This is a genomic window from Cupriavidus sp. LA-1, assembly GCF_055385985.1.
In genome coordinates this window covers 2,166,823-2,186,569 of record NZ_AP031388.1, presented here as the reverse complement: position 1 = coordinate 2,186,569, position 19,747 = coordinate 2,166,823, and the positions used below count along the sequence as shown (strand labels likewise).

The 19,747-nt window shown below is 66.2% G+C and carries 20 protein-coding genes; 10 read left to right on the top strand and 10 right to left on the bottom strand.

What is annotated here, in order from left to right; all coding sequences use genetic code 11:
- Positions 1–56 precede the first annotated feature (56 nt).
- The 3 genes from boxB to ACZ5MJ_RS29025 form a co-directional block, all read right to left on the bottom strand.
- Complete coding sequence (gene boxB, locus ACZ5MJ_RS29035; RefSeq protein WP_464224402.1) at positions 57–1,484, bottom strand: benzoyl-CoA 2,3-epoxidase subunit BoxB; 1,428 nt, start codon at positions 1,482–1,484, stop codon at positions 57–59.
- 58 nt (positions 1,485–1,542) lie between these two features.
- Positions 1,543–3,201, bottom strand: a complete 1,659-nt coding sequence (boxC, locus tag ACZ5MJ_RS29030; protein WP_464224401.1) for a 2,3-epoxybenzoyl-CoA dihydrolase — start codon at positions 3,199–3,201, stop codon at positions 1,543–1,545.
- 159 nt (positions 3,202–3,360) lie between these two features.
- Positions 3,361–4,323: a helix-turn-helix transcriptional regulator gene (locus tag ACZ5MJ_RS29025; protein WP_464224400.1), complete on the bottom strand. Its 963-nt coding sequence runs from the start codon at positions 4,321–4,323 to the stop codon at positions 3,361–3,363.
- A gap of 89 nt (positions 4,324–4,412) precedes the next feature.
- On the opposite strand from ACZ5MJ_RS29025, the gene ACZ5MJ_RS29020 reads away from it, so the two are divergent.
- The 7 genes from ACZ5MJ_RS29020 to ACZ5MJ_RS28990 all read left to right on the top strand — a co-directional run bounded on the left by ACZ5MJ_RS29020 (position 4,413) and on the right by ACZ5MJ_RS28990 (position 10,950).
- Entirely contained in the window at positions 4,413–4,877 is a 465-nt protein-coding gene (locus ACZ5MJ_RS29020) for a DUF4863 family protein (protein WP_464224399.1), read from the top strand.
- A gap of 8 nt (positions 4,878–4,885) precedes the next feature.
- The gene (locus ACZ5MJ_RS29015) at positions 4,886–6,433 is read left to right on the top strand and encodes a 3,4-dehydroadipyl-CoA semialdehyde dehydrogenase (RefSeq protein ID WP_464224397.1); all 1,548 of its coding nucleotides are present in this window, start codon (positions 4,886–4,888) and stop codon (positions 6,431–6,433) included.
- 85 nt (positions 6,434–6,518) lie between these two features.
- Positions 6,519–8,123 carry a benzoate-CoA ligase family protein gene (locus ACZ5MJ_RS29010; RefSeq protein ID WP_464224396.1) on the top strand — a complete coding sequence of 535 codons (1,605 nt, stop codon included), beginning with the start codon at positions 6,519–6,521 and terminating at the stop codon, positions 8,121–8,123.
- A gap of 47 nt (positions 8,124–8,170) precedes the next feature.
- The gene (locus ACZ5MJ_RS29005) at positions 8,171–9,529 is read left to right on the top strand and encodes an MFS transporter (RefSeq protein WP_464224395.1); all 1,359 of its coding nucleotides are present in this window, start codon (positions 8,171–8,173) and stop codon (positions 9,527–9,529) included.
- 536 nt (positions 9,530–10,065) lie between these two features.
- Entirely contained in the window at positions 10,066–10,290 is a 225-nt protein-coding gene (locus ACZ5MJ_RS29000; RefSeq protein WP_464224394.1) for an isochorismatase, read from the top strand.
- 98 nt (positions 10,291–10,388) lie between these two features.
- Positions 10,389–10,610, top strand: a complete 222-nt coding sequence (infA, locus tag ACZ5MJ_RS28995) for a translation initiation factor IF-1 (RefSeq protein ID WP_008646230.1) — start codon at positions 10,389–10,391, stop codon at positions 10,608–10,610.
- A gap of 85 nt (positions 10,611–10,695) precedes the next feature.
- Positions 10,696–10,950: a translation initiation factor 1 gene (locus ACZ5MJ_RS28990; RefSeq protein ID WP_464224392.1), complete on the top strand. Its 255-nt coding sequence runs from the start codon at positions 10,696–10,698 to the stop codon at positions 10,948–10,950.
- A 51-nt stretch (positions 10,951–11,001) separates the two neighbouring features.
- On the opposite strand, the gene ACZ5MJ_RS28985 is transcribed toward ACZ5MJ_RS28990, so the two are convergent.
- From ACZ5MJ_RS28985 to ACZ5MJ_RS28970, 4 genes are all read right to left on the bottom strand, one after another.
- Positions 11,002–11,376 (bottom strand): hypothetical protein, encoded by a 375-nt coding sequence (locus ACZ5MJ_RS28985; protein ID WP_464224391.1) that lies wholly within the window; start codon positions 11,374–11,376, stop codon positions 11,002–11,004.
- A 42-nt stretch (positions 11,377–11,418) separates the two neighbouring features.
- Positions 11,419–11,745 (bottom strand): hypothetical protein, encoded by a 327-nt coding sequence (locus ACZ5MJ_RS28980; RefSeq protein WP_464224390.1) that lies wholly within the window; start codon positions 11,743–11,745, stop codon positions 11,419–11,421.
- Between the two features lie 65 nt (positions 11,746–11,810).
- Positions 11,811–12,113 carry a hypothetical protein gene (locus ACZ5MJ_RS28975; protein WP_464224389.1) on the bottom strand — a complete coding sequence of 101 codons (303 nt, stop codon included), beginning with the start codon at positions 12,111–12,113 and terminating at the stop codon, positions 11,811–11,813.
- A gap of 199 nt (positions 12,114–12,312) precedes the next feature.
- A complete protein-coding gene (locus ACZ5MJ_RS28970) occupies positions 12,313–12,516 on the bottom strand; it encodes a cold-shock protein (protein WP_020202065.1) in 204 nt (67 codons plus the stop codon).
- A 281-nt stretch (positions 12,517–12,797) separates the two neighbouring features.
- Here ACZ5MJ_RS28970 and ACZ5MJ_RS28965 point away from each other — a divergent pair, with 281 nt between their 5' ends.
- On the top strand, positions 12,798–13,025 hold the full coding sequence (locus ACZ5MJ_RS28965; protein WP_464224387.1) for a hypothetical protein: 228 nt from the start codon (positions 12,798–12,800) through the stop codon (positions 13,023–13,025).
- 81 nt (positions 13,026–13,106) lie between these two features.
- Here the strand turns inward: ACZ5MJ_RS28965 and ACZ5MJ_RS28960 are convergent, their stop codons facing one another.
- A complete protein-coding gene (locus tag ACZ5MJ_RS28960) occupies positions 13,107–15,344 on the bottom strand; it encodes an NADP-dependent isocitrate dehydrogenase (RefSeq protein WP_464224386.1) in 2,238 nt (745 codons plus the stop codon).
- 339 nt (positions 15,345–15,683) lie between these two features.
- Between ACZ5MJ_RS28960 and ACZ5MJ_RS28955 the strand changes: the two genes are divergently transcribed.
- Positions 15,684–17,045: an esterase-like activity of phytase family protein gene (locus ACZ5MJ_RS28955; protein ID WP_464224385.1), complete on the top strand. Its 1,362-nt coding sequence runs from the start codon at positions 15,684–15,686 to the stop codon at positions 17,043–17,045.
- Between the two features lie 103 nt (positions 17,046–17,148).
- Here the strand turns inward: ACZ5MJ_RS28955 and ACZ5MJ_RS28950 are convergent, their stop codons facing one another.
- The gene (locus tag ACZ5MJ_RS28950) at positions 17,149–18,690 is read right to left on the bottom strand and encodes a methyl-accepting chemotaxis protein (RefSeq protein WP_464224384.1); all 1,542 of its coding nucleotides are present in this window, start codon (positions 18,688–18,690) and stop codon (positions 17,149–17,151) included.
- 279 nt (positions 18,691–18,969) lie between these two features.
- Here ACZ5MJ_RS28950 and ACZ5MJ_RS28945 point away from each other — a divergent pair, with 279 nt between their 5' ends.
- A complete protein-coding gene (locus tag ACZ5MJ_RS28945) occupies positions 18,970–19,398 on the top strand; it encodes a phasin family protein (protein WP_464224382.1) in 429 nt (142 codons plus the stop codon).
- A gap of 12 nt (positions 19,399–19,410) precedes the next feature.
- Here the strand turns inward: ACZ5MJ_RS28945 and ACZ5MJ_RS28940 are convergent, their stop codons facing one another.
- Positions 19,411–19,716 (bottom strand): DUF1272 domain-containing protein, encoded by a 306-nt coding sequence (locus ACZ5MJ_RS28940; RefSeq protein WP_464224381.1) that lies wholly within the window; start codon positions 19,714–19,716, stop codon positions 19,411–19,413.
- Between the last annotated feature and the right edge of the window lie 31 nt (positions 19,717–19,747).

Sequence of the window (19,747 nt, the reverse complement as noted above, 5' to 3'; positions counted from 1 at the left end):
CCTCTCCCGCAAGCGGGAGAGGGGAGCAAACAGGGAGCGGTTGACAGGTCCGTGGCTCAGTTGAAGCGCACGTACTCGAAATCCACCGGCTGGCGGTTGATGCCCATCACCGGCGGCGCGATCCAGTTGGCGAACTTGCCCGGCTCGACCACGCGGCCCATCAGGCTGGCGACAAAGGCGCGGTCGCCTTCGCTGGGCAGCCACTGGTCGCGGAAATCGCGCCATTCGGCGTCGGAGATCACGCGGCCGTCCGGCGATACCTTGACGCCGGCCAGCGCGCCGATATTGCGGTGGAAAGCCTTGTGCGGCACCTTCAGGCGGAACGGGATGCCGGCCTTGTCGATGACCTTGTTCCAGCGCTCGATGCCGGCCATGCTGTCCTTGATGTAGTCGTCGCGCAGCACTTCATTGAGCGCGTTGAGCATCGGCACTTCCTTCTCGGTCAGCTGGCCGTTCTGCGCCTGCAGGATGCGGTAGGTCTGGCCCTTGAGCACGTGATCGTCCATGCGCTTGCCTTCTTCGTAGCGGCCCTTCAGGCCGGTGCTGTAGAAGGTGGCGGCATTGCTGGACTCGTCGGCGCCGAACAGGTCGATGGTGACGCTGTAGTGGAAGTTCAGGTAGCGCTGCAGGGTCGGCAGGTCGATCACGCCGGCGGCGCGCAGCTTCGCCGGGTCGTCGGTCTTGAGCTCGTTCATCACCTGGCAGGTGCGCTGGATCACGCGCGACACGCCGGACTCGCCCACGAACATGTGGTGCGCTTCCTCGGTCAGCATGAACTTGGTGGTGCGCGCCAGCGGATCGAAGGCGGACTCGGCCAGCGCGCACAGCTGGAACTTGCCGTCGCGGTCGGTGAAGTAGGTGAACATGAAGAACGACAGCCAGTCAGGCGTCTGCTCGTTGAACGCCTGCAGGATGCGCGGGTTGTCCTGCTGGCCGCTGCGGCGCTCCAGCAGGGCCTCGCCCTCCTCGCGGCCGTCGCGGCCGAAGTACTTGTGCAGCAGGTAGACCATCGCCCACAGGTGGCGGCCCTCTTCCACATTCACCTGGAACAGGTTGCGCAGGTCGTACATGCTGGGCGCGGTCAGGCCCAGGTGGCGCTGCTGCTCGACCGACGCCGGCTCGGTATCGCCCTGCGTCACGATGATGCGGCGCAGGTTGGCGCGGTATTCGCCGGGCACGTCCTGCCACGCGTCCTCGCCCTTGTGGTCGCCGAAATGGATCTTGCGGTTGGCCTCGGCCGGGTTCAGGAAGATGCCCCAGCGGTAGTCGGGCATCTTGACGTGGCCAAAGTGGGCCCAGCCCTGCGGATCGACGCTGATGGCGGTGCGCAGGTAGATGTCATGCTGGTGCGAGCCTTCCGGCCCCATGTCGTTCCACCAGCTCAGGTAGTTGGGCTGCCATTGCTCGAGCGCGCGCTGCAGGGTGCGGTCTTCGCTCAGGTTGACGTTGTTGGGGATCTTGTCGCTGTAGTTGATGCCGGACATGGTGGTCTCCTTTCGGGGGGACGATTCGGTTGTCGTTGGGTACGCGGTGCGTGCTGGATCAGACGCGGTTCCAGTCGAAGGCGGCCTTGTCGCCCTTGCCGTAGACCTTGAGCGCACCCTTGTCGCCGACCGCGTTGGGGCGCTGGAAGATCCAGTTCTGCCACGCGGTCAGGCGGCCGAAGATGCGGGTGAACATGTTTTCCTGGCCGTTGAACCGCAGGTTGGCTTCCATGCCGGTGAGCGCATCGGGCGACATTGCCACGCGCTCTTCCAGCGCGATGCGCACTTCGTCGGTCCAGTCGATATCGTCGGGATTGGTGGTGACCAGGCCCAGCGCATGGGCGGCATCGGCGTCGAGCGGCTGGCCGGCTTTGGCGCGCACGGCGTCCAGCGCGGGCTGCTCGTCATAGAAGCGGCGGCCCAGGCGGCTCTGGCCGGTGGCCATCGGGTACAGGCCAAAGTTGACTTCCGCCACCGTGATCTTCGGCGCGCGGTCTTCGTCGTCCGGCAGCGCCAGGTGGTAGCTGCGATCGCAGGCCAGCGCCAGTTCCAGGAAGGTGCCGGCGAAGCACGATTCCGGCTCGATCAGCGCGAACAGGCTGCGCGACGACACGTCCAGCCGGCTCAACGTGCGGCGCAGCAGGCCGATGGTCTCGCGCACCAGCCAGTGGTCCTTGTGTGCCAGCAGCGTGGCGTCGGTCGCCAGTACTGCGGCGGCATCGCCGCTGGTCTTGATCAGCCAGGTGCCGATGTCCAGTTCATTGGTGCGCATCGACAGGATGGCGTCTTCCAGTTCGCGCGCCAGCTGCAGCGGGTACCAGGCGGCGCCGGCGGCGACGATCTCGTCGATGCCCTGTGGCTGGGCGCCGGTGGGGGCCTTGACCGTGAAGGTGGCAGTGCGCCCGGCACGGTCGATCTCTACCGTCACATGGGTGTAGCGCAGCGCATCGGCTTCGATGGCGCGCTCGATCGGGGCCAGCGCCACGCCTTTGCCGTCGGCCGGGCGGTCGCTCTGCGCGGCCAGCGCGAGCGCGCGCTCCTGCACCTTCTGCGCGAACACGGCCGGCTTGGCGATGTCGTCGACCAGGCGCCAGTCCTTGGCACGCTGGCCGCGCACGCCTTCGGTGGTGGTGCAGAAGATATCGGCCAGGTCATGGCGCACATGGCGCTTGTCGGTCACGCGGGTCAGGCCGCCGGTGCCGGGCAGCACGCCCAGCAGCGGCACTTCCGGCAGGCTTACGGCCGACGAGCGGTCGTCCACCAGCAGGATCTCGTCGCAGGCCAGCGCCAGTTCATAGCCGCCGCCGGCGCAGGCACCGTTGACCGCGGCCAGGAACTTCAGGCCGCTGTGGGCCGAGGAGTCCTCGATGCCGTTGCGGGTCTCGTTGGTGAACTTGCAGAAGTTGACCTTCCACGCATGGCTGCTGACCCCCAGCATGAAGATATTGGCGCCGGAGCAGAACACCTTGTCCTTGCCGCTGGTGACGACCACCGTGCGCACTTCCGGGTGCTCGAAGCGGACGCGGTTGAGCGCGTCGTTCAGTTCGATGTCGACACCGAGGTCGTAGCTGTTGAGCTTGAGCTTGTAGCCGGGGCGCAGGCCGGCGTTCTCGTCGATATCCACCGCCAGCGTGGCGACGGGGCCGTCGAACGTCAGCTTCAGGTGCTTGTATTGGTCGGGGGCGGTCTGGTAGTCGACGCGGGGGGCGATGGTCACGGCGGTGTCTCCTCTGCTAAACTGCACTATCGTGCATGGACAGGAATCTGCTGAGACGAAATATAGTTCATCAATCAGATTTTCTGCAAGCACTATTGTGCAGATTTCTCAAGGAGTGCTGGCCGCGGCCCCCGATGCCCGCCGATTGCGCCCCAGCCGTCACAAGGGCATGCGCAAGGCCTGGCGCACCAGTTCGCGCAGCGCGGTAAAAGTAGGCTCCAGCGGCTGCGCGCTGGTGTCCAGCGCGAACTCCGCCTTGGAATAAAAGGCCGCGCGGCCCGCCAGGATATGGCGCAGGTCCTCCATGGCCTCCCTGCTGGCCGCCATCGGGCGGACATCGCCCTGCGCGCGCACCCGCTCCATATGGTCTTCCGGCGCCGCCTGCAGCCAGACCGTGGTGCAGTGGGCCAGCAGCAGGTTGAAGGTGGCGGGATCCGAGACCAGCCCGCCCGGCGTGGCGATCACGGCCTCGGGGTAGATCTGGATGGCCTCTTCCAGCGCGCGCCGCTCATAACGGCGGTAGGCATTCATGCCATACAGGCCCTGGATCTCCGAGATGCTGCAGCCGGCAAACTTCTCGATCTCGCGGCTCAGTTCGACAAAGGGGAAGTCGAGATCTTCGGCCAGCATCCCGCCCAGCGTGGTCTTGCCCGCGCCGCGCAGCCCGATCAGCGCCACGCGCGGGCTGCGCGCGGCCTGGCCCGCGTTTTCGCCACCGGTGCCCAGCATCTCGCCCACGGCAATGCGCACGCGCCGCAGCGTGGCTTCATCACGGTGTTCCAGCAGCTCGCGCAACAGGATCCATTCCGGCGACGACGTGGTGACGTCGCCCAGCAGCCCGGCAAGCGAGCACTGCAGGGCATCGGCGACGTGCTGCAGCACCAGGATGGACGCGTTGCCGCTGCCGTACTCCAGGTTGGCCAGGTGCCGCTCGGAGACGCCGGCCGCTTGCGCGGTGGCCTTGCGGGTCAGGCCGCGGCAGGCGCGCAGCTCACGCACACGCTCACCAAGAGACACCAGGAACGGGTTTTTCTCCGTGCCGTTGGCGGCGCCGGAGCTTGAATCATGTTGCAGGTCCGTATCCCGGGTTAACCCAGATTCATGCAATATAGTGCTTGACATGATTTCGGCGCGGCTCTATTTTTCATACATGCACAATAATGCATGATGCCAGTGAAGGCAACTGGCGAATCAGACGGAGCCCCCTCTATATGTCCCCCACTGAATTCCGCAGCCAGATCGCGCAGCTCACCGCGCAACTGGCAGGCCGCCCGCTCGATGCCGCACTCGACGCCTGGCTCAATGCCGAGCATGGCGCCGGCAGCCCCACTTACCAGCAACTGAAGGACGCCTGCCAGGCCGGCGTGGCCGAAGGCTGGCTGTGCGACCGCGAAGGCGGCGGCATCCGCTACGGCCGCATCTTCAAGCCCGCCGACGACCTGCACGGCTTCTCGGTCGACGTGGTCGACATGCAGGACATTGCCGGCCCGCACCATACCCATCCCAATGGCGAGATCGACCTGATCATGCCGCTCGAGGGCGAGGCCCGCTTCGACGGCCGCCCCGCCGGCTGGCTGGTATGCCCGCCGGGCAGCGCCCACCGCCCCACCGTCAGCAACGGCCGCGCGCTGGTGCTCTACCTGCTGCCGGAAGGCCGCATCGACTTCACGCGCTGAGATCCCCCATGACTGAATTGCTATCCAACTACCTCGGCGGCAAGTGGCAGGCCGGCAGCGGCGCCGGCACGCCCTTGTTCGATCCGGTGCTGGGCGACGAGCTGGTGCGCGTCGATGCCACCGGCCTGGACCTCGCCACCGGCTTCGCCTTCGCGCGTGAGCAAGGCGGCGCCGCCCTGCGTGCGCTGACCTACCGGCAGCGCGCAGGGCTGCTGGGCGAGATCGTCAAGGTGCTGCAGGCCAACCGCGATGCCTATTACGACATCGCCACGGCCAACAGCGGTACCGTAAAGAACGACTCGGCGGTCGATATCGACGGCGGCATCTTCACGCTCGGCACTTACGCCAGGCTGGGCGAAACGCTCGGCGACCGGCGTTACCTGGTGGACGGCGAGGCCGCGAAGCTGGGCAAGGACCCGCTATTCCAGTCGCAGCACGTGCTGGTGCCCACGCGCGGCGTGGCGCTGTTCATCAATGCCTTCAACTTCCCGAGCTGGGGCCTGTGGGAAAAGGCGGCGCCGGCACTGCTGGCGGGCGTGCCGGTGATCGTCAAACCCGCTACGGCCACCGCCTGGCTGACCCAGCGCATGGTGCGCGATGTGGTCGAGGCCGGGGTGCTGCCGGCGGGCGCGTTGTCGGTGGTGTGCGGCAGCTCGGCCGGGCTGCTGGACCAGTTGCAGCCTTTCGACGTGGTGTCGTTCACCGGTTCGGCCGATACCGCCGCGCTGATCCGCTCGCATCCCGCCATCGCGCAGCGCTCTGTACGCGTGAATATTGAAGCGGACAGCATCAACTCCGCCGTACTGCTGCCGCAGGACGGCCCCGATACCGCAGGCTTCGACCTGCTGGTGAAGGAAGTCGTGCGCGAGATGACGGTCAAGTCCGGCCAGAAGTGCACCGCGATCCGGCGCGTGTTCGTGCCTGAAGCGCTGTATGCCCAGGCCGCCGAGGCCATCGGCGCACGGCTGTCGAAAGTGACCGTGGGCAACCCGCGCAATGACACCGTGCGCATGGGTGCGCTGGTCAGCCGGGCGCAGTTCAACGCCGTGCAGGACGGGCTGGCAAACCTGCGCAAGCACGCACAAGTGCTGCATGACGGCACGCGGCAGCCGCTGGTGGATGCCGACCCGGCCGTGGCGTGCTGCATCGGCCCGACACTGCTTGGCGTGACCGATTCGGACGTTGCCGCAGCGGTGCACGACACCGAGGTGTTCGGCCCGGTAGCCACGCTGCTGCCCTACCGCGATGCGGCGCACGCGCTGGCGCTGGTACGCCGGGGCCAGGGCTCGCTGGTGGCATCGCTCTATGGCAGCGACGCCGCCGCGCTGGGCGCGGCCGCCGTCGAGCTGGCCGACAGCCACGGCCGCGTGCATGTGATCTCGCCCGACGTGGCGCAGCTGCACACCGGCCACGGCAACGTCATGCCGCAATCGCTGCACGGCGGCCCCGGCCGCGCCGGCGGCGGCGAGGAACTGGGCGGCCTGCGCGCCCTGCACTTCTACCACCGGCGCAGCGCCATCCAGGCCAGCACCGCGGTCCTCGACGCGCTCGCCTGACCGTTCAAGCCAACCCGCTTCACCGCGCCGCCACGCCCGCATGGCGGCGCGCGGTACATCGTATTCCAGCAACGGGGAGACACCCATGACCGCCACGCCCGCAGAGACACCCGTCCTGCCACCCGGCCCGTCCTTCAACTTTGCCGAGTACCTGCTCCGCTGCAATGCCGGGCGCGCCGGCAAGGTGGCCTATATCGATGACGACGGCCAGCTCACCTATGGCGAACTGGCGCGGCAGGTACAGCGCCTGGCCGCGGCGTTGCTCGGCGCCGGCATCCGCCGCGAAGAGCGCGTGCTGCTGCTGATGCACGACTGCACCGACTGGCCGGTCTGCTTCCTGGGCGCGCTGTACGCCGGCATCGTGCCGGTGGCCGTGAACACGTTGCTGACCGCGGACGACTATGTCTACATGCTGCAGCACAGCCGCGCGCAGGCGGTGCTGGTGTCGGCCGCGCTGCTGCCCGTGCTGCAGGACGCGCTGGCACGTCCCGGGCATGAAGTCCGGCAGGTGCTGGTGTCCCGGGCGCATGAGCCGCTGCCCGATGGCATGGCGGCACTGGATGCGGTGCTTGCCGCGCAAACGCCGCTGCCAGTGCCCGCCGCCACCGGTTGCGACGATCCCGGCTTCTGGCTTTACTCGTCCGGCTCGACGGGCCAGCCCAAGGGCGTGGTGCACAGCCACGGCAACCCGTACTGGACCGCGGCGCTCTATGCCGGCCCGGTGCTCGGCCTGCAGGAGCAGGACGTCTGCTTCTCGGCGGCCAAGCTGTATTTCGCCTACGGGCTGGGCAACGGGCTCAGCTTCCCGCTCAGCGTCGGCGCCACGGTGGTGCTGATGGCCGAGCGGCCAACACCCGAGGCCACCTTCTGCCGCTGGCTCCAGCACAAGCCAACTGTGTTCTTCGGCGCGCCGACCGGATACGCCGGCATGCTCGCCTCGCCCGCGCTGCCGGCACGCGCCGACGTCGCGCTGCGGCTGTGCTCGTCCGCCGGCGAGGCGCTGCCCGCCGATATCGGCCAGCGTTTCACCGCGCATTTCGGCTGCGAGATCATCGACGGCATCGGCTCCACCGAGATGCTGCATATCTTCCTGTCCAACCGCCCCGGCCAGGTGCGCTACGGCACCACCGGCTGGCCGGTGCCGGGCTACGCCATCGAGCTGCGCGACGAAGACGGCCGCCCGGTGCCCGACGGCGAGATCGGCGACCTCTATATCCAGGGCCCCAGCGCCGCAATGATGTACTGGGCCAACCGCGAGAAATCGCGCGAGACCTTCCGCGGCGGCTGGACCAAGAGCGGCGACAAGTACGTGCGCAACCCGGATGGCACCTACAGCTACGCCGGACGCAGCGACGACATGCTCAAGGTCAGCGGCATCTACGTGTCGCCGTTCGAGGTCGAGGCCACGCTGGTGCAGCACCCCGCGGTGCTGGAAGCCGCGGTGATCGGCGTACCCGACCATGAGGGACTGGTCAAGACCAAGGCCTTCGTGGTGCTGAAGGCCGGGGCGCAGCTCCGCGACGGTGAGCTGAAGGCCTTCGTCAAGGAGCGGCTGGCCGCCTACAAGTACCCGCGCGTGATCGAGTTCGTCGAGGCGCTGCCCAAGACCGCCACCGGCAAGATCCAGCGCTTCATGCTGCGCGAACGAGAACTGCAGGCCGCCGCAGAGCGCGCCGCCGCGGTGGCGTGAGCGGCAACGCCGCCCACCCCGAGACATCACCATACCGGAGACAAACCATGCGTCAGATCGATGTCCACAAGCTGGCCGACGAGGCCCGCTTCAACCGCTTCCATGCACTGATCCTGTCCTGGTGCGCGCTGATCATCATCTTCGACGGCTATGACCTCGCCGTCGCCGGCATCGCGCTGCCGTCGATCATGAAAGAGATGGGCGTGACCGCCACCAGCGCCGGCTTCATGGTCAGCTCGGCGTTGTTCGGCATGATGTTCGGCGCGATCTTCCTCGGCACCGTGGCCGACCGCATCGGTCGCAGGCGCGCCATTGCCATCTGCATCCTGCTGTTCAGCGTCTTCACCGCGGCGGCCGGCTTTACCAGCGACCCGGTGACGTTCAGCATCACGCGCTTCCTGGCGGGCCTGGGCATTGGCGGCGTGATGCCCAACGTGGTGGCGCAGATGACCGAGTACTCGCCGCGCAAGCTGCGCGGCACGCTGGTGACGCTGATGTTCAGCGGCTACTCGGTGGGCGGCATGCTGGCCGCGCTGCTGGGCAAGGGGCTGATTGAGAGCTACGGCTGGCAGTCGGTGTTCCTTGCGGCCGGCCTGCCGGCGCTGCTGATCCCGCTGGTGCTGCGCTCGCTGCCGGAGTCGATGCCCTACCTGATCCGCACCGGCCAGACCGCGGCGCTGCAGGCGGTGGTATCGCGGCTGGTGCCGTCGCATCGCCCGCAAGCCGGTGACACGTTCACCCTGCCCGCCGATGACAACGCCGGCAGCGCGCCGATCCGGCGCCTGTTCCAGGACGGCCGCGGCTTCAGCACGGCGATGTTCTGGGTGGCGTTCTTCATGTGCCTGTTCATGGTGTACGCGCTCAGCTCCTGGCTGGCCAAGCTGATGGCCGGCGCGGGCTACAGCCTGGGCTCGGCGCTGACCTTCGTGCTGGTGCTTAACTTCGGCGCGATGCTCGGTGCCATCGGCGGAGGCTGGCTGGCCGATCGCCTGCCGATCAAGCACGTGCTGGTCGGCATGTACGCGCTGGCAGCGGTGTCGATCACGCTGCTGGGCTATCCGATGCCCAGCGCCGCGCTGTTCGTCGTGGTGGGCCTGGCGGGTGCTTCCACCATCGGCACGCAGATCGTCACCTATGCGTACGCGGGCCAGTTCTATCCGATGGCGGTGCGCGGCACCGGTATCGGCTGGGCTTCCGGCGTGGGGCGCAGCGGCGCCATCCTGGCACCGATCGTGATTGGCGTGCTGGTTGGGATGTCGCTGCCGCTGCAGCAGAACTTCATGGCAATGGCGATTCCGGCAGTGATCGCGGTGGGGGCGGTGTCGATGATCAACCATCGGCGCTCGGCGTCGGCGCAGGGGGAAGTCGCGGCGGCGCCGGTGAGGGCGGCGGTGAAGGAAGCCTGAGGGCTACTGCTTACCGCTTGTTTGCTCCCTCTCCCGCTTGGGGAGAGGGTTGGGGCCCACTGATCGACTTCCTGTCATTGCGCTTCGGACAGATCAGCGAACACTGACACAGGCAAGGCGGCCGCGCCAGGGGCACTGCCCGTCACGCGGGCAGGGTTGGCCCGGAAGTGGTATCATGCCAGTTCTTATGCACGGATCGCCAACGCCCGACCTCCGTGCGCCAGCCGCAAGACAATCTCACAAAAGCATTCAGCGGCGGCATGTCGGGCGTACACCCGATGCGTCCTTGGGCCAGCTTGTGCAGAACGGCCCACCACCCTATCCGACCGGCGGCACGTCCGCTCCGCAACGATCGCCCCTGTACCCGGCGCATCGGCTTGCGCAGGCATGGTCCACTTCACGCCAGATGCAACGCCTGCGCAGCCGCGCGGGCCCGACGCTGGCCTACAGCAACGGCGAACGGCCGCCACCGCGCGACGCCTGCATCGGAACGATGCTCCGCGCCCCTGCGGCCGCGCCCATGAACAGGCACTACATTGAATCGAATCAACAATACTCCTTACACCGTTTCCGTCTATCCCATCCAGCAGGAACCCGGCCTCTGGTTCGCGACCTACATGATTGCGGAATACCGCAATGGCGCCGAACGCATCGTGGCCAACGTGGCCATGCGCCACGACACGCACCGCTCTGAAGCCCGCGCCAGGCAGTCCGCCCGCCGTGCCGGCGAACGCGCCGCGGCGCGACTGCGCCAGCAGTAAGCCAGACCTCGCAAGCCTCATCCCATCGGCCAGTTGGTGTCCAGTTGGCCGTCACAACAGCTCGCGCACTAGCAGCGCGGCTACAGCAAGGAGCCTCCTTGGCAAAAGAAGAACTGGTCGAATTTGGCGGCAAGGTGTCGGAAGTTCTGCCCGACAACCGTTTCCGCGTGATCCTGGAAAACGGCTTCGAAGTCTGGGCGTATTCGTCCGGGCGGCTGAAGAAGAACCGCATCCGCGTGCTGGCGGGCGACCGCGTCACGCTGGAGATGTCGCCCTACGACCTTACCAAGGGACGCATCAACTACCGGCACAAGTCGTAGGCCAGCGTCATCTCGCCATGGCATGCGCCGCGCCGGCGCGTGCCGTCCCGCCAACGATTCATCCCTCAATCAAGGAGAACCGATCATGTCCGTCATCGAAGAATGGGAAGCCCTGCACCTGACGCCCGAAGGCTGGCAGCCGGGCAGCTACCGGCATGCACCGTGGCAGGCCGTGGAAGTCGCGCCGCCCGCAACGGGCGTGCTGACGGTCAGGCGCCATGTGACGGCCACCTATTGCGGGCCGTCGCGCGCGGTGGAAGACCGTACCCCCGAGATCGCCGACATGGCGCTGATCGAAGCGCTGCTGGAGCGCCACGGCAACCCTGTCTTCCAGATCTGATCCTGGCGCGATGCGCGCTGGCGCAGCCGTTGCGGCCAGCGCACCGGCGCGTCAGCCAAGCACGCGCACATGCTGCCGGGCCGTCCTGAGCCCGGCGCCTACCGTGCGCAGCTCGCCGTCCCATGGCGCGGCGGCCAGGTCCAGCACATAGTCACCTTCGCGCGCCTTGTCGTGCAACTGGTCGCGCACCACCTGGCCGATGGCCAGGCGGCACAGCGCCTCGCCGCTGGTGGCAAGCTGCCCCCGCAAGGCACCCGGGTCGGTCAGCACCCCGAACGAACGCCGCCCCACGCCCACGAAGCTGGTGAACAGCACACCCGTGGGACGCTCCGCATCGATAAAGCAGACTGCCACGTGATAGGTGGTGCCTTTGCCCTCGCCGGGCAAGGTGCACAGAAAACCGGATGATCCCGTACGCATGTCCATGAGCGGACTCCTTGCAGTCTGACGGATGACGCGGCGCGTGTACTAAAGCGACGTTACGGATTCGCCGGCAACCAGGCCGTTGATGATGTCTTCGCCGAACTGCAGCGCACCGCGGCGGGCCGAGCCGATGTTCTCCCAACGGGACTGGCCCACGGGAAACACGCGCGCATGGTCCTCGCCCGGGCGATAGCCTTCGCGGCAGATCACGATCGAGGCCAGGAAACTGTTGTCGGGCCTGGTGCGCGGCCAAGACTGTTCGGGCCGGTGGCGATAAACCAGGGGATACAGGTCAAAACCCTTGTAGCTGGCAAAGGGCGTGCTGCCGGGAATATTGTTGCCAGGACTTCGGCTGGGAGTGCTGTCGCTCACGACGGCTCCATGCGGCATCGTGCCGCGTTGATGGGATGAATGGCTGCGTTGGTGCCTGGGTACGCTCAGGACGCCATCGGCGAACCTGCCGATACCACCGATACCCCCGGCACAGCGCCGTTGATGATGGCCTCGGCATAGCGCAGCGCACCACGGCGCGCGCCACCGACGTTGTCCCAGGGCGTGGCGTCCAGGCGGAACGTGCGTGCCTGCGCGCCATCGGGCGACTCGCCCTCGAGGCAGATCACCACCGCGGCATCGAACGAGCGGTCGGGCCGCGGCTCAGGCCAGACGCGCGTGACGGCATGCTTGTACACCAGGGGATAGAGGTCATATCCCTTGTAAGTCGCAGCTGGATAGATATCCATGGCAGCCTCCGCCCGAATGGTGGTCCTGCCCTCACTCTACGCCTGTTGACTGGCCCGCTGTGGCTTTATTTGACCATTTGCCCGTTATTTGCCGGTTATTTGCCGGCTATCAGCGGACAAAATAAAAAAGCTCCGCCTGAGCGGAGCTTTTTTGATTGGACTGGCGCCGAGGCGCTCAGCTCAACTCAGGTCTGTGCGTTCAGATCGGCTCGATCTTGGTCGCGGCCGGGCCCTTTTGGCCGACGCCAGCGACGTAACGCACCTTCTGGCCTTCTTGCAGCGACTTGAAGCCGCTGCCCTGGATTTCGGAGAAGTGCGCGAACAGGTCGTTGCCGCCTGCATCAGGCGTAATGAAGCCAAAACCCTTCGAATCGTTGAACCACTTGACGGTACCGGTTTCCATGTTGGATTCCTTAATAAGTTTTTCTCACCGGCAAAAGCGCCGGCAAGGCATGACGATCAAGGAAGACACAAGGAGAAAAAGTGGCGCCGTGTGGGCAAGCACCTGGACTTCTAGGTTGCTGCTTGAAAGATCCTGCATCCACCCTTATACAGGTCCCCCCCTGCCATGTCAATGAACTTCACCGGATCGGCCCGGAATCACGAGGAAAGTGCGGGTTGAGGGTCCCGCCGCCCTGAAGGGGCCGGCATGCTACAGTGGCCCATCGAACGGAACACACACGGATGACACTCTGCACTGCCTGCCAGGCCATCGAACGCCATGTGCGCGGCGCCCCCGGGCACGCGGCATTGCGCATCACCGATACCCAACGCATCAAGCCGCCGCGCTCGGCGGCTGTCACCATCAGCAGCTTTGTCTGCCAGGACTGCGGCGCCCTGTGGACCTACCGGGACCAGAAGAGCGGTCCGGAGCAAGGCTGGGACATCCACATCGAAGCCCAACAGCCGTAGCGCACCTGCCGCGCAAAGAAAAACCCCGGACCGGGGTCCGGGGTTTTGCTTGCTGCCGGCCCGCGGAACGGGCCAGTGCGATCAGGCTGCCACCGATGCCAGCGCGTTGTTCAGCGTCTGGCTCGGGCGCATTGCGGCGCTGAGCTTGGCGGCGTCCGGCTGGTAGTAGCCGCCGATGTCCACCGGCTGGCCCTGCACCGCGGCCAGTTCGGCAACGATCTTCTGCTCGTTGTCGGTCAGCGTCCTGGCCAGCGGCGCAAACTTCGCGGCCAGTTCCGCGTCGTCCGACTGGGCCGCCAGTTCCTGCGCCCAGTACATTGCCAGGTAGAACTGGCTGCCGCGGTTGTCCAGCTGGCCGGTCTTGGGCGACGGGCTCTTGTTGTTGTCCAGCAGCTTGCCGGTGGCAGCGTCCAGCGTCTTGGCCAGGATCTTGGCGCGCGCGTTGCTGGTCTTGATGCCGACGTCTTCCAGCGACACCGCCAGCGCCAGGAACTCGCCCAGCGAATCCCAGCGCAGGTGGTTTTCTTCCACCAGCTGCTTGACGTGCTTCGGTGCCGAACCGCCGGCGCCGGTCTCATACATGCCGCCACCGGCCATCAGCGGCACGATCGACAGCATCTTGGCGCTGGTGCCCAGCTCCATGATCGGGAACAGGTCGGTCAGGTAGTCGCGCAGGATATTGCCGGTCACCGAGATGGTGTCCAGGCCGCGGATCACGCGCTCCAGCGTGTAGCGCATGGCGCGCACCTGCGACATGATCTGGATGTCCAGGCCCTTGGTGTCGTAGTCCTTCAGGTAGGTCTCGACCTTCTTGATCAGCTCGGCTTCGTGCGGACGGTACGGGTCCAGCCAGAACACCGCCGGCATGCCCGAGTTGCGCGCGCGCGTGACGGCCAGCTTGACCCAGTCGCGGATCGGCGCGTCCTTGACCTGGCACATGCGCCAGATATCGCCCTGCTCGACATCCTGCGTCAGCAGCACTTCACCGGTGGCCAGGTCTACGATGTTGGCCACGCCGTCTTCGGCGATCTCGAAAGTCTTGTCGTGCGAGCCGTACTCTTCAGCCTTCTGCGCCATCAGGCCGACGTTGGGCACGGTGCCCATGGTGGTCGGGTCGAAGTTGCCGTTGGTCTTGCAGAAGTTGATGATCTCCTGGTAGATGCGGGCAAAGGTGCTTTCCGGGATCACGGCCTTGGTGTCCTTCGGACGGCCGTCGGCGCCCCACATCTTGCCGCCGATGCGGATCATGGCCGGCATCGACGCATCGACGATCACGTCGTTGGGCGCGTGCAGGTTGGAGATGCCCTTGGCCGAATCCACCATGGCCAGTTCCGGGCGATGCTCGTGGCAGGCGTGCAGGTCGCGGATGATCTCTTCGCGCTTGGAGCTGGGCAGCGCCTCGATCTTTTCGTACAGGTTGACCAGGCCGTTGTTGACGTTCACGCCCAGTTCATCGAACAGCGCGCCGTGCTTGGCAAAGGCTTCCTTGTAGAAGATCTTGACGGCGTGGCCGAACACGATCGGGTGCGACACCTTCATCATGGTGGCCTTGACGTGCAGCGACAGCATCACGCCGGTCTTGCGCGCGTCTTCGAACTGCTCTTCATAGAAGTCGCACAGCGCCTTCTTGCTCATGAACATGCTGTCGATGATCTCGCCGTCCAGCAGCGCGACCTTGGGCTTGAGCACGATGGTCTTGCCGCCCTTGGTGACCAGTTCCATCTTGACGTCGCGGGCCTTGTCCAGGGTCATGGACTTTTCGCCGTGGTAGAAGTCGCCATGCTTCATGTGGGCCACGTGCGTGCGCGAGGCCATGCTCCACTCGCCCATGCTGTGCGGGTGCTTGCGCGCAAAGTTCTTGACCGCTGCCGGTGCACGGCGGTCGGAATTGCCCTCGCGCAGGACCGGGTTCACGGCGCTGCCCAGGCACTTGGAATAGCGCTTCTGGATGGCTTTCTCTTCGTCGGTCTTCGGGTCTTCCGGATAGTCCGGCACCTTGTAGCCCTTGCCCTGCAGCTCGCGGATGGCGCTGACCAGTTGGTGCACCGAGGCGGAGATGTTGGGCAGCTTGATGATGTTGGTGTCCGGCAGCTGGGTCAGCTTGCCCAGCTCGGCCAGGTTGTCCGGCACGCGCTGCGCTTCGGTCAGGAATTCGGGGAACTCGCCCAGGATACGGCCCGCCACGGAGATGTCGGTGGTGGTCACGTTGATGCCGGCCGGCTTGGTGAAGGTCTGGATGATCGGGAGGAACGCACTGGTCGCCAGCAGCGGAGCTTCGTCGGTCAGCGTGTAGATGATGGTGGGTTGCTGGTTACTCATTGCTTCTCTCAGATCCTCTAACGGGTGGTGGGACATCCGCCGGCTGGGTCACAGCCGGCGGCAATCTAGGCGAAAAATAGAATTTTGCCTCAGTTTGCTTTCAGGAGACTGAAAACCCACCGGTTTTTGCGCGGCTATCGGCAGAAATCCGGGCGCTGGCCCCCGCGTAGCGCCTCCCGCGCAGCACGATCGTTCGCAGACTGCACCGACACGGTGCCCGCATGGCGGTTACGCTGCAGCGCAGCATACCCGGGGCGTGCGCCCTGCGGATCACAGTTCTGTCAAACTTGGCGCCGACAATGCAGGGTCTTATCCTCTTCAACGCCAGGGAAAACCACAATGTCTCGTCATTTGCTGCTGGCCCCGTTAGCCGCCGCACTGGGCTGCCTGGGCACGGCGCAGGCGTGGGCGCAGGCCCCCGCTGCCTACCCCGCCACGCTGGCCGGCCACGCCGTGCTGCCGGCCCAGACCATGCTCGCCGTGCCGAAGGACGCGCCCGCCGACCTGCACGTCAGCGGCAAGTTCACCACTGCGCAGCGCGTGGAAACGCCGGGCACGGTCGAAGGCAAGTCCAACGGCCGGCCCACCGGCGTATTCCTGCCATTCCGCGGCCAACCGGCGCAGGGGCATTCCGGCATCAAGCACATGGCCGACGGCAGCTTCTGGGTGCTGACCGACAATGGCGCCGGCGCCAAGGCCAACTCGCCGGACTTCATGCTGTACCTGAACCACTACAAGGTGGACTTCGCCAGCGGCCGCTTCCAGCGCCTGAAGACCATCTTCCTGCACGACCCGGACAAGAAGGTGCCGTTCCGAATCGTCCATGAAGGCACGAAGCAGCGCTACCTGACGGGCTCGGATTTGGATACGGAAAGCTTCCAGTTCGCCGGTGGCGCGATCTGGATCGGCGACGAGTTCGGTCCGTTCCTGGTCAAGGCGGACATGAACGGCAAGGTGCTGGCCGTGTTCGACACCCTGGTCGATGGCAAGGTGGTGCGCTCGCCCGACCATCCCGCTGTCACGGCGCCGGGCGCGCCGGACGGCAGTGTCAGGTTCCAGGTACGGCGCTCCAAGGGCTTCGAGGGCATGGCGTCCTCGCCCGATGGCAGCAAGCTGTACGCGCTGCTGGAAGGCGCGCTGTGGGACGAGGCCGCCAGGGGCTATGAAAACGAAGGCGGCAAGCCCTACCTGCGCGTGCTGGAGTTCGACGTCAGGCAGCAGGCCTGGACCGGCCGCCACTGGAAATACGTGCTGGAAGGCGCCAGCCATGCCATCGGCGATTTCAACATGATCGACGCCACCACCGGCCTGATCATCGAGCGCGACAACGGCGAAGGCACGCCCGACAAGGCCTGTCCGGCCGGCCAGAAGCGCACGGACTGCTTTGACGACGTCGCGAAGTTCAAGCGCGTGTACAAGGTCGAACTGAACGATGCCAACGCCGGCGGGCCGCTGCGCAAGATCGGCTATATCGACCTGCTGCGCATTGCCGATCCGGGCAAGCTTGCGCGCAAGCCGTTGACCGATGGCGTGCTGGCGTTCCCGTTCTTCACCATCGAGAACGTCGACGTGGTCGACGCCACGCATATCGTGGTGGGCAACGACAACAACCTGCCCTTCAGCAGCAGCCGCGAGCCGAACCAGGCAGACGACAATGAGCTGGTGCTGCTGGAGGTGGGGGAGTTTTTGAAGGCGCGCTGAGGTTAGCGCTGTGATGGGCACGGCGTTGGGGGTACTCCCCTCTCCCATAAATGGAAGAGGGGAGAAAACAATGCGGCATCCGTAAGCCGCAGCGCCTTCAACGTCAGGCCGCCAGCCTGAACGTCGACACCGCCTGCTTCAGCCGCTGCGCCTGCTCCTCCAGCGATCCGGCCGCGGCGGCAGCCTCTTCCACCAGCGCGGCATTCTGCTGCGTCACGCTGTCCATCTGCGTCACCGCCTGGTTGACCTGCTCGATCCCCGCGCTCTGCTCGGCCGAGGCGGCACTGATCTCGCCCATGATGTCGGTCACGCGCTTGACCGCGGCAACGATCTCCACCATGGTCTGGCCGGCCTGCGTCACCTGCATGGTGCCCTTCTCGACGCGGTCGACCGAATCGCCGATCAACGCCTTGATCTCCTTGGCGGCGGAGGCGCTGCGCTGCGCCAGCGTGCGTACCTCGCCCGCCACCACGGCGAAGCCGCGACCCTGCTCGCCGGCGCGCGCGGCTTCCACCGCGGCGTTGAGCGCCAGGATATTGGTCTGGAAGGCAATGCCTTCAATCACGGCGATGATGTCGACCACCTTCCTCGACGCGCCGTTGATCTCTTCCATGGTCTCGGCGACCTTGCCCGCCGCGTCGCCGCCTTTCTCGGCGATGTCCGAGGCATTGACCGCGAGCGTGCTGGCCTGGCGCGCGTTGTCGGCGTTCTGGCGCACGATGCTGGTCAGCTCTTCCATGCTGGCCGCGGTCTGCTGCAGCGACGAGGCCTGTTCCTCGGTGCGCTGCGACAGGTCGGTGTTGCCCGCCGCGATCTGGCTGGTGCCGGACACGATCGACTCGGTGCCCGCGCGCACCTGGCGCACGATGCGCAGGATATTGGCGTTCATGTCGGCCAGCGCCTGCAGCAGCTGGCCGGTCTCATCGCGGCTGTCGACCTCGATGCGGCTGGTCAGGTCGCCCGAGGCCACGGTGCGGGCCACCGCCACGGCGCGATGCAGCGGCCGCGTGATGCCCGCCGTCAGCCATACCGAAAACGCGATGCCGATCGCCAGCACCACCACGCCCAGCCCGATCAGGCTGTTGCGTGCATTGACGTAGATGCCGTGGATCTCGCGCGCGGTGGCGTCGATGCTGGCGCGCTGGATATCGAGCAGCTTCTGGATCTCGGCCAGGTAGGCCTCGCCGGCGGGCACGAACTCTTGCTCCAGCACCTGGTTGGCCTCTTCGGTCTGGCCCTCCTGCTTGAGTTTGGTGATCTTGTCGCGGCCATTGTTGTACGGATCGCGCACGCTCAGGATCTTCTGGAACGCGGCCTTCTCTTCTGCCGAGCTGAGCAGCGGCTGGAGCTTGTCGCGCAGCGCGGCGATGCCTTCGATCGATGCCTTGGTCTCGGCCGCGAAGAACGCGCCGAGGGACGGGTCGGCACTGCGCGCCACCGCCGTGGTGCGGCGCACGCTGGTGTGCATGAGGCGGTACCAGTCGCTGACCAGCCGCTCCTTGGTCAGCGGCTGCTGCATCATCGCGTGCGTGTGCTCGGCCACCTGTTGCAGCCGCACCATGCCGAATACGGTCATGAGCGCGGACAGCAGCAATACCACCCCAAAGCCGATCCCGAGGCGGACCCCGATGCCTAGATTCTTCATGTCTTCTACCTGATTAGCACTGGTTATGGCGAAGTGCCGCTGCGCGCCACTGGCCGGCGCGGCGCTCTTCGCTCTCATGGTCCGCGGGCAGGCCGGGTCGGGCCGGCGCGCTTGCGGGCTATGGATGCCAACGGCGTGGGGGGTGGAAACTTTAGGGTCTTCCTCGATTGACGGCCAGAAGTGTGCGGATACCGGCTATAGTGAACAGGAACCCGGCCGAAGGGTGCTGGATCCCCTGCCGCCGGCCAACCTGTCAGTCCTTCCAGAAGGAGTCCCAGCATGGCCACGCCTCCCAATCCCTTTGCAGACTTCACCAAGATGATGGAACAGTTCCGCCTGCCGGGCGTGGACATGAGCGCGGTGATCGAAGCGCGCCGCAAGGACATCGAGGCCCTGACCGAGGCCAACAAGCTGGCCTATGAAGGGATCCAGGCCGTGGTGCAGAAGCAGCAGGAGATCTTCGCCCAGACCATGCAGCAGTTGCAGGCGGCCGCTCAGCAGTACGCCACGGCGGGCAACCCGGCCGAGGCCCTGGCCAAGCACGGTGAATTCGTGCAGCAGCAACTGCACCAGGCACTGGAGAACATGCGCGCGCTGGCCGAAACCGCGCAGAAGGCGCAGGCCGAAGCGCTGGCGGTGATCAGCAAACGCGCCGAGCAGAATGTGAAGGAGGCCAGCGAGCTGCTCCAGCCGAAATCCAACGGCTAGCGCAGTCCGCCGCTAGCGCTGCCCGGGCGGGATCGGGGCGATCGCCTCGGCAAAGCTGGCGTGCGCAGCAAGGTCGACCGGCCGGTGCTTCACTTTGGTGCTGGCCGGGTTATTGCCCAGATAGTTGCCATGCTTCCAGTCGCGCGCCGGGCGCACCGGCCGCGGCGTGAAGCCGCCCCCGCAGTTCGGGCAGACATTGCCAAGCATGTCCACGCAGCCGGCGCAGAAGGTGCATTCGTACGAGCAGATGCGGGCTTCGGCGGATTCGGGTGGCAAGGGCTTGTTGCAATGTTCGCAGCCCGGTCTGAGTTCCAGCATGTCGCTTGCCTCCTGTATGGATGAACGATTC

Excerpts from the sequence above, each read along its gene's own strand:
- boxB (WP_464224402.1), bottom strand. The coding sequence starts at position 1,484 with ATGTCCGGCATCAACTACAGCGACAAGATCCCCAACAACGTCAACCTG.
- ACZ5MJ_RS28960 (WP_464224386.1), bottom strand. The coding sequence starts at position 15,344 with ATGAGTAACCAGCAACCCACCATCATCTACACGCTGACCGACGAAGCT.
- ACZ5MJ_RS29025 (WP_464224400.1), bottom strand. The coding sequence starts at position 4,323 with ATGTCAAGCACTATATTGCATGAATCTGGGTTAACCCGGGATACGGAC.
- ACZ5MJ_RS28950 (WP_464224384.1), bottom strand. The coding sequence starts at position 18,690 with ATGAAGAATCTAGGCATCGGGGTCCGCCTCGGGATCGGCTTTGGGGTG.
- ACZ5MJ_RS28965 (WP_464224387.1), top strand. The coding sequence starts at position 12,798 with ATGACACTCTGCACTGCCTGCCAGGCCATCGAACGCCATGTGCGCGGC.
- ACZ5MJ_RS28940 (WP_464224381.1), bottom strand. The coding sequence starts at position 19,716 with ATGCTGGAACTCAGACCGGGCTGCGAACATTGCAACAAGCCCTTGCCA.
- ACZ5MJ_RS29005 (WP_464224395.1), top strand. The coding sequence starts at position 8,171 with ATGCGTCAGATCGATGTCCACAAGCTGGCCGACGAGGCCCGCTTCAAC.
- ACZ5MJ_RS29015 (WP_464224397.1), top strand. The coding sequence starts at position 4,886 with ATGACTGAATTGCTATCCAACTACCTCGGCGGCAAGTGGCAGGCCGGC.
- ACZ5MJ_RS28990 (WP_464224392.1), top strand. The coding sequence starts at position 10,696 with ATGTCCGTCATCGAAGAATGGGAAGCCCTGCACCTGACGCCCGAAGGC.
- ACZ5MJ_RS29010 (WP_464224396.1), top strand. The coding sequence starts at position 6,519 with ATGACCGCCACGCCCGCAGAGACACCCGTCCTGCCACCCGGCCCGTCC.
- ACZ5MJ_RS28985 (WP_464224391.1), bottom strand. The coding sequence starts at position 11,376 with ATGGACATGCGTACGGGATCATCCGGTTTTCTGTGCACCTTGCCCGGC.
- ACZ5MJ_RS29020 (WP_464224399.1), top strand. The coding sequence starts at position 4,413 with ATGTCCCCCACTGAATTCCGCAGCCAGATCGCGCAGCTCACCGCGCAA.
- ACZ5MJ_RS28945 (WP_464224382.1), top strand. The coding sequence starts at position 18,970 with ATGGCCACGCCTCCCAATCCCTTTGCAGACTTCACCAAGATGATGGAA.
- ACZ5MJ_RS28955 (WP_464224385.1), top strand. The coding sequence starts at position 15,684 with ATGTCTCGTCATTTGCTGCTGGCCCCGTTAGCCGCCGCACTGGGCTGC.
- ACZ5MJ_RS28975 (WP_464224389.1), bottom strand. The coding sequence starts at position 12,113 with ATGGATATCTATCCAGCTGCGACTTACAAGGGATATGACCTCTATCCC.
- ACZ5MJ_RS28970 (WP_020202065.1), bottom strand. The coding sequence starts at position 12,516 with ATGGAAACCGGTACCGTCAAGTGGTTCAACGATTCGAAGGGTTTTGGC.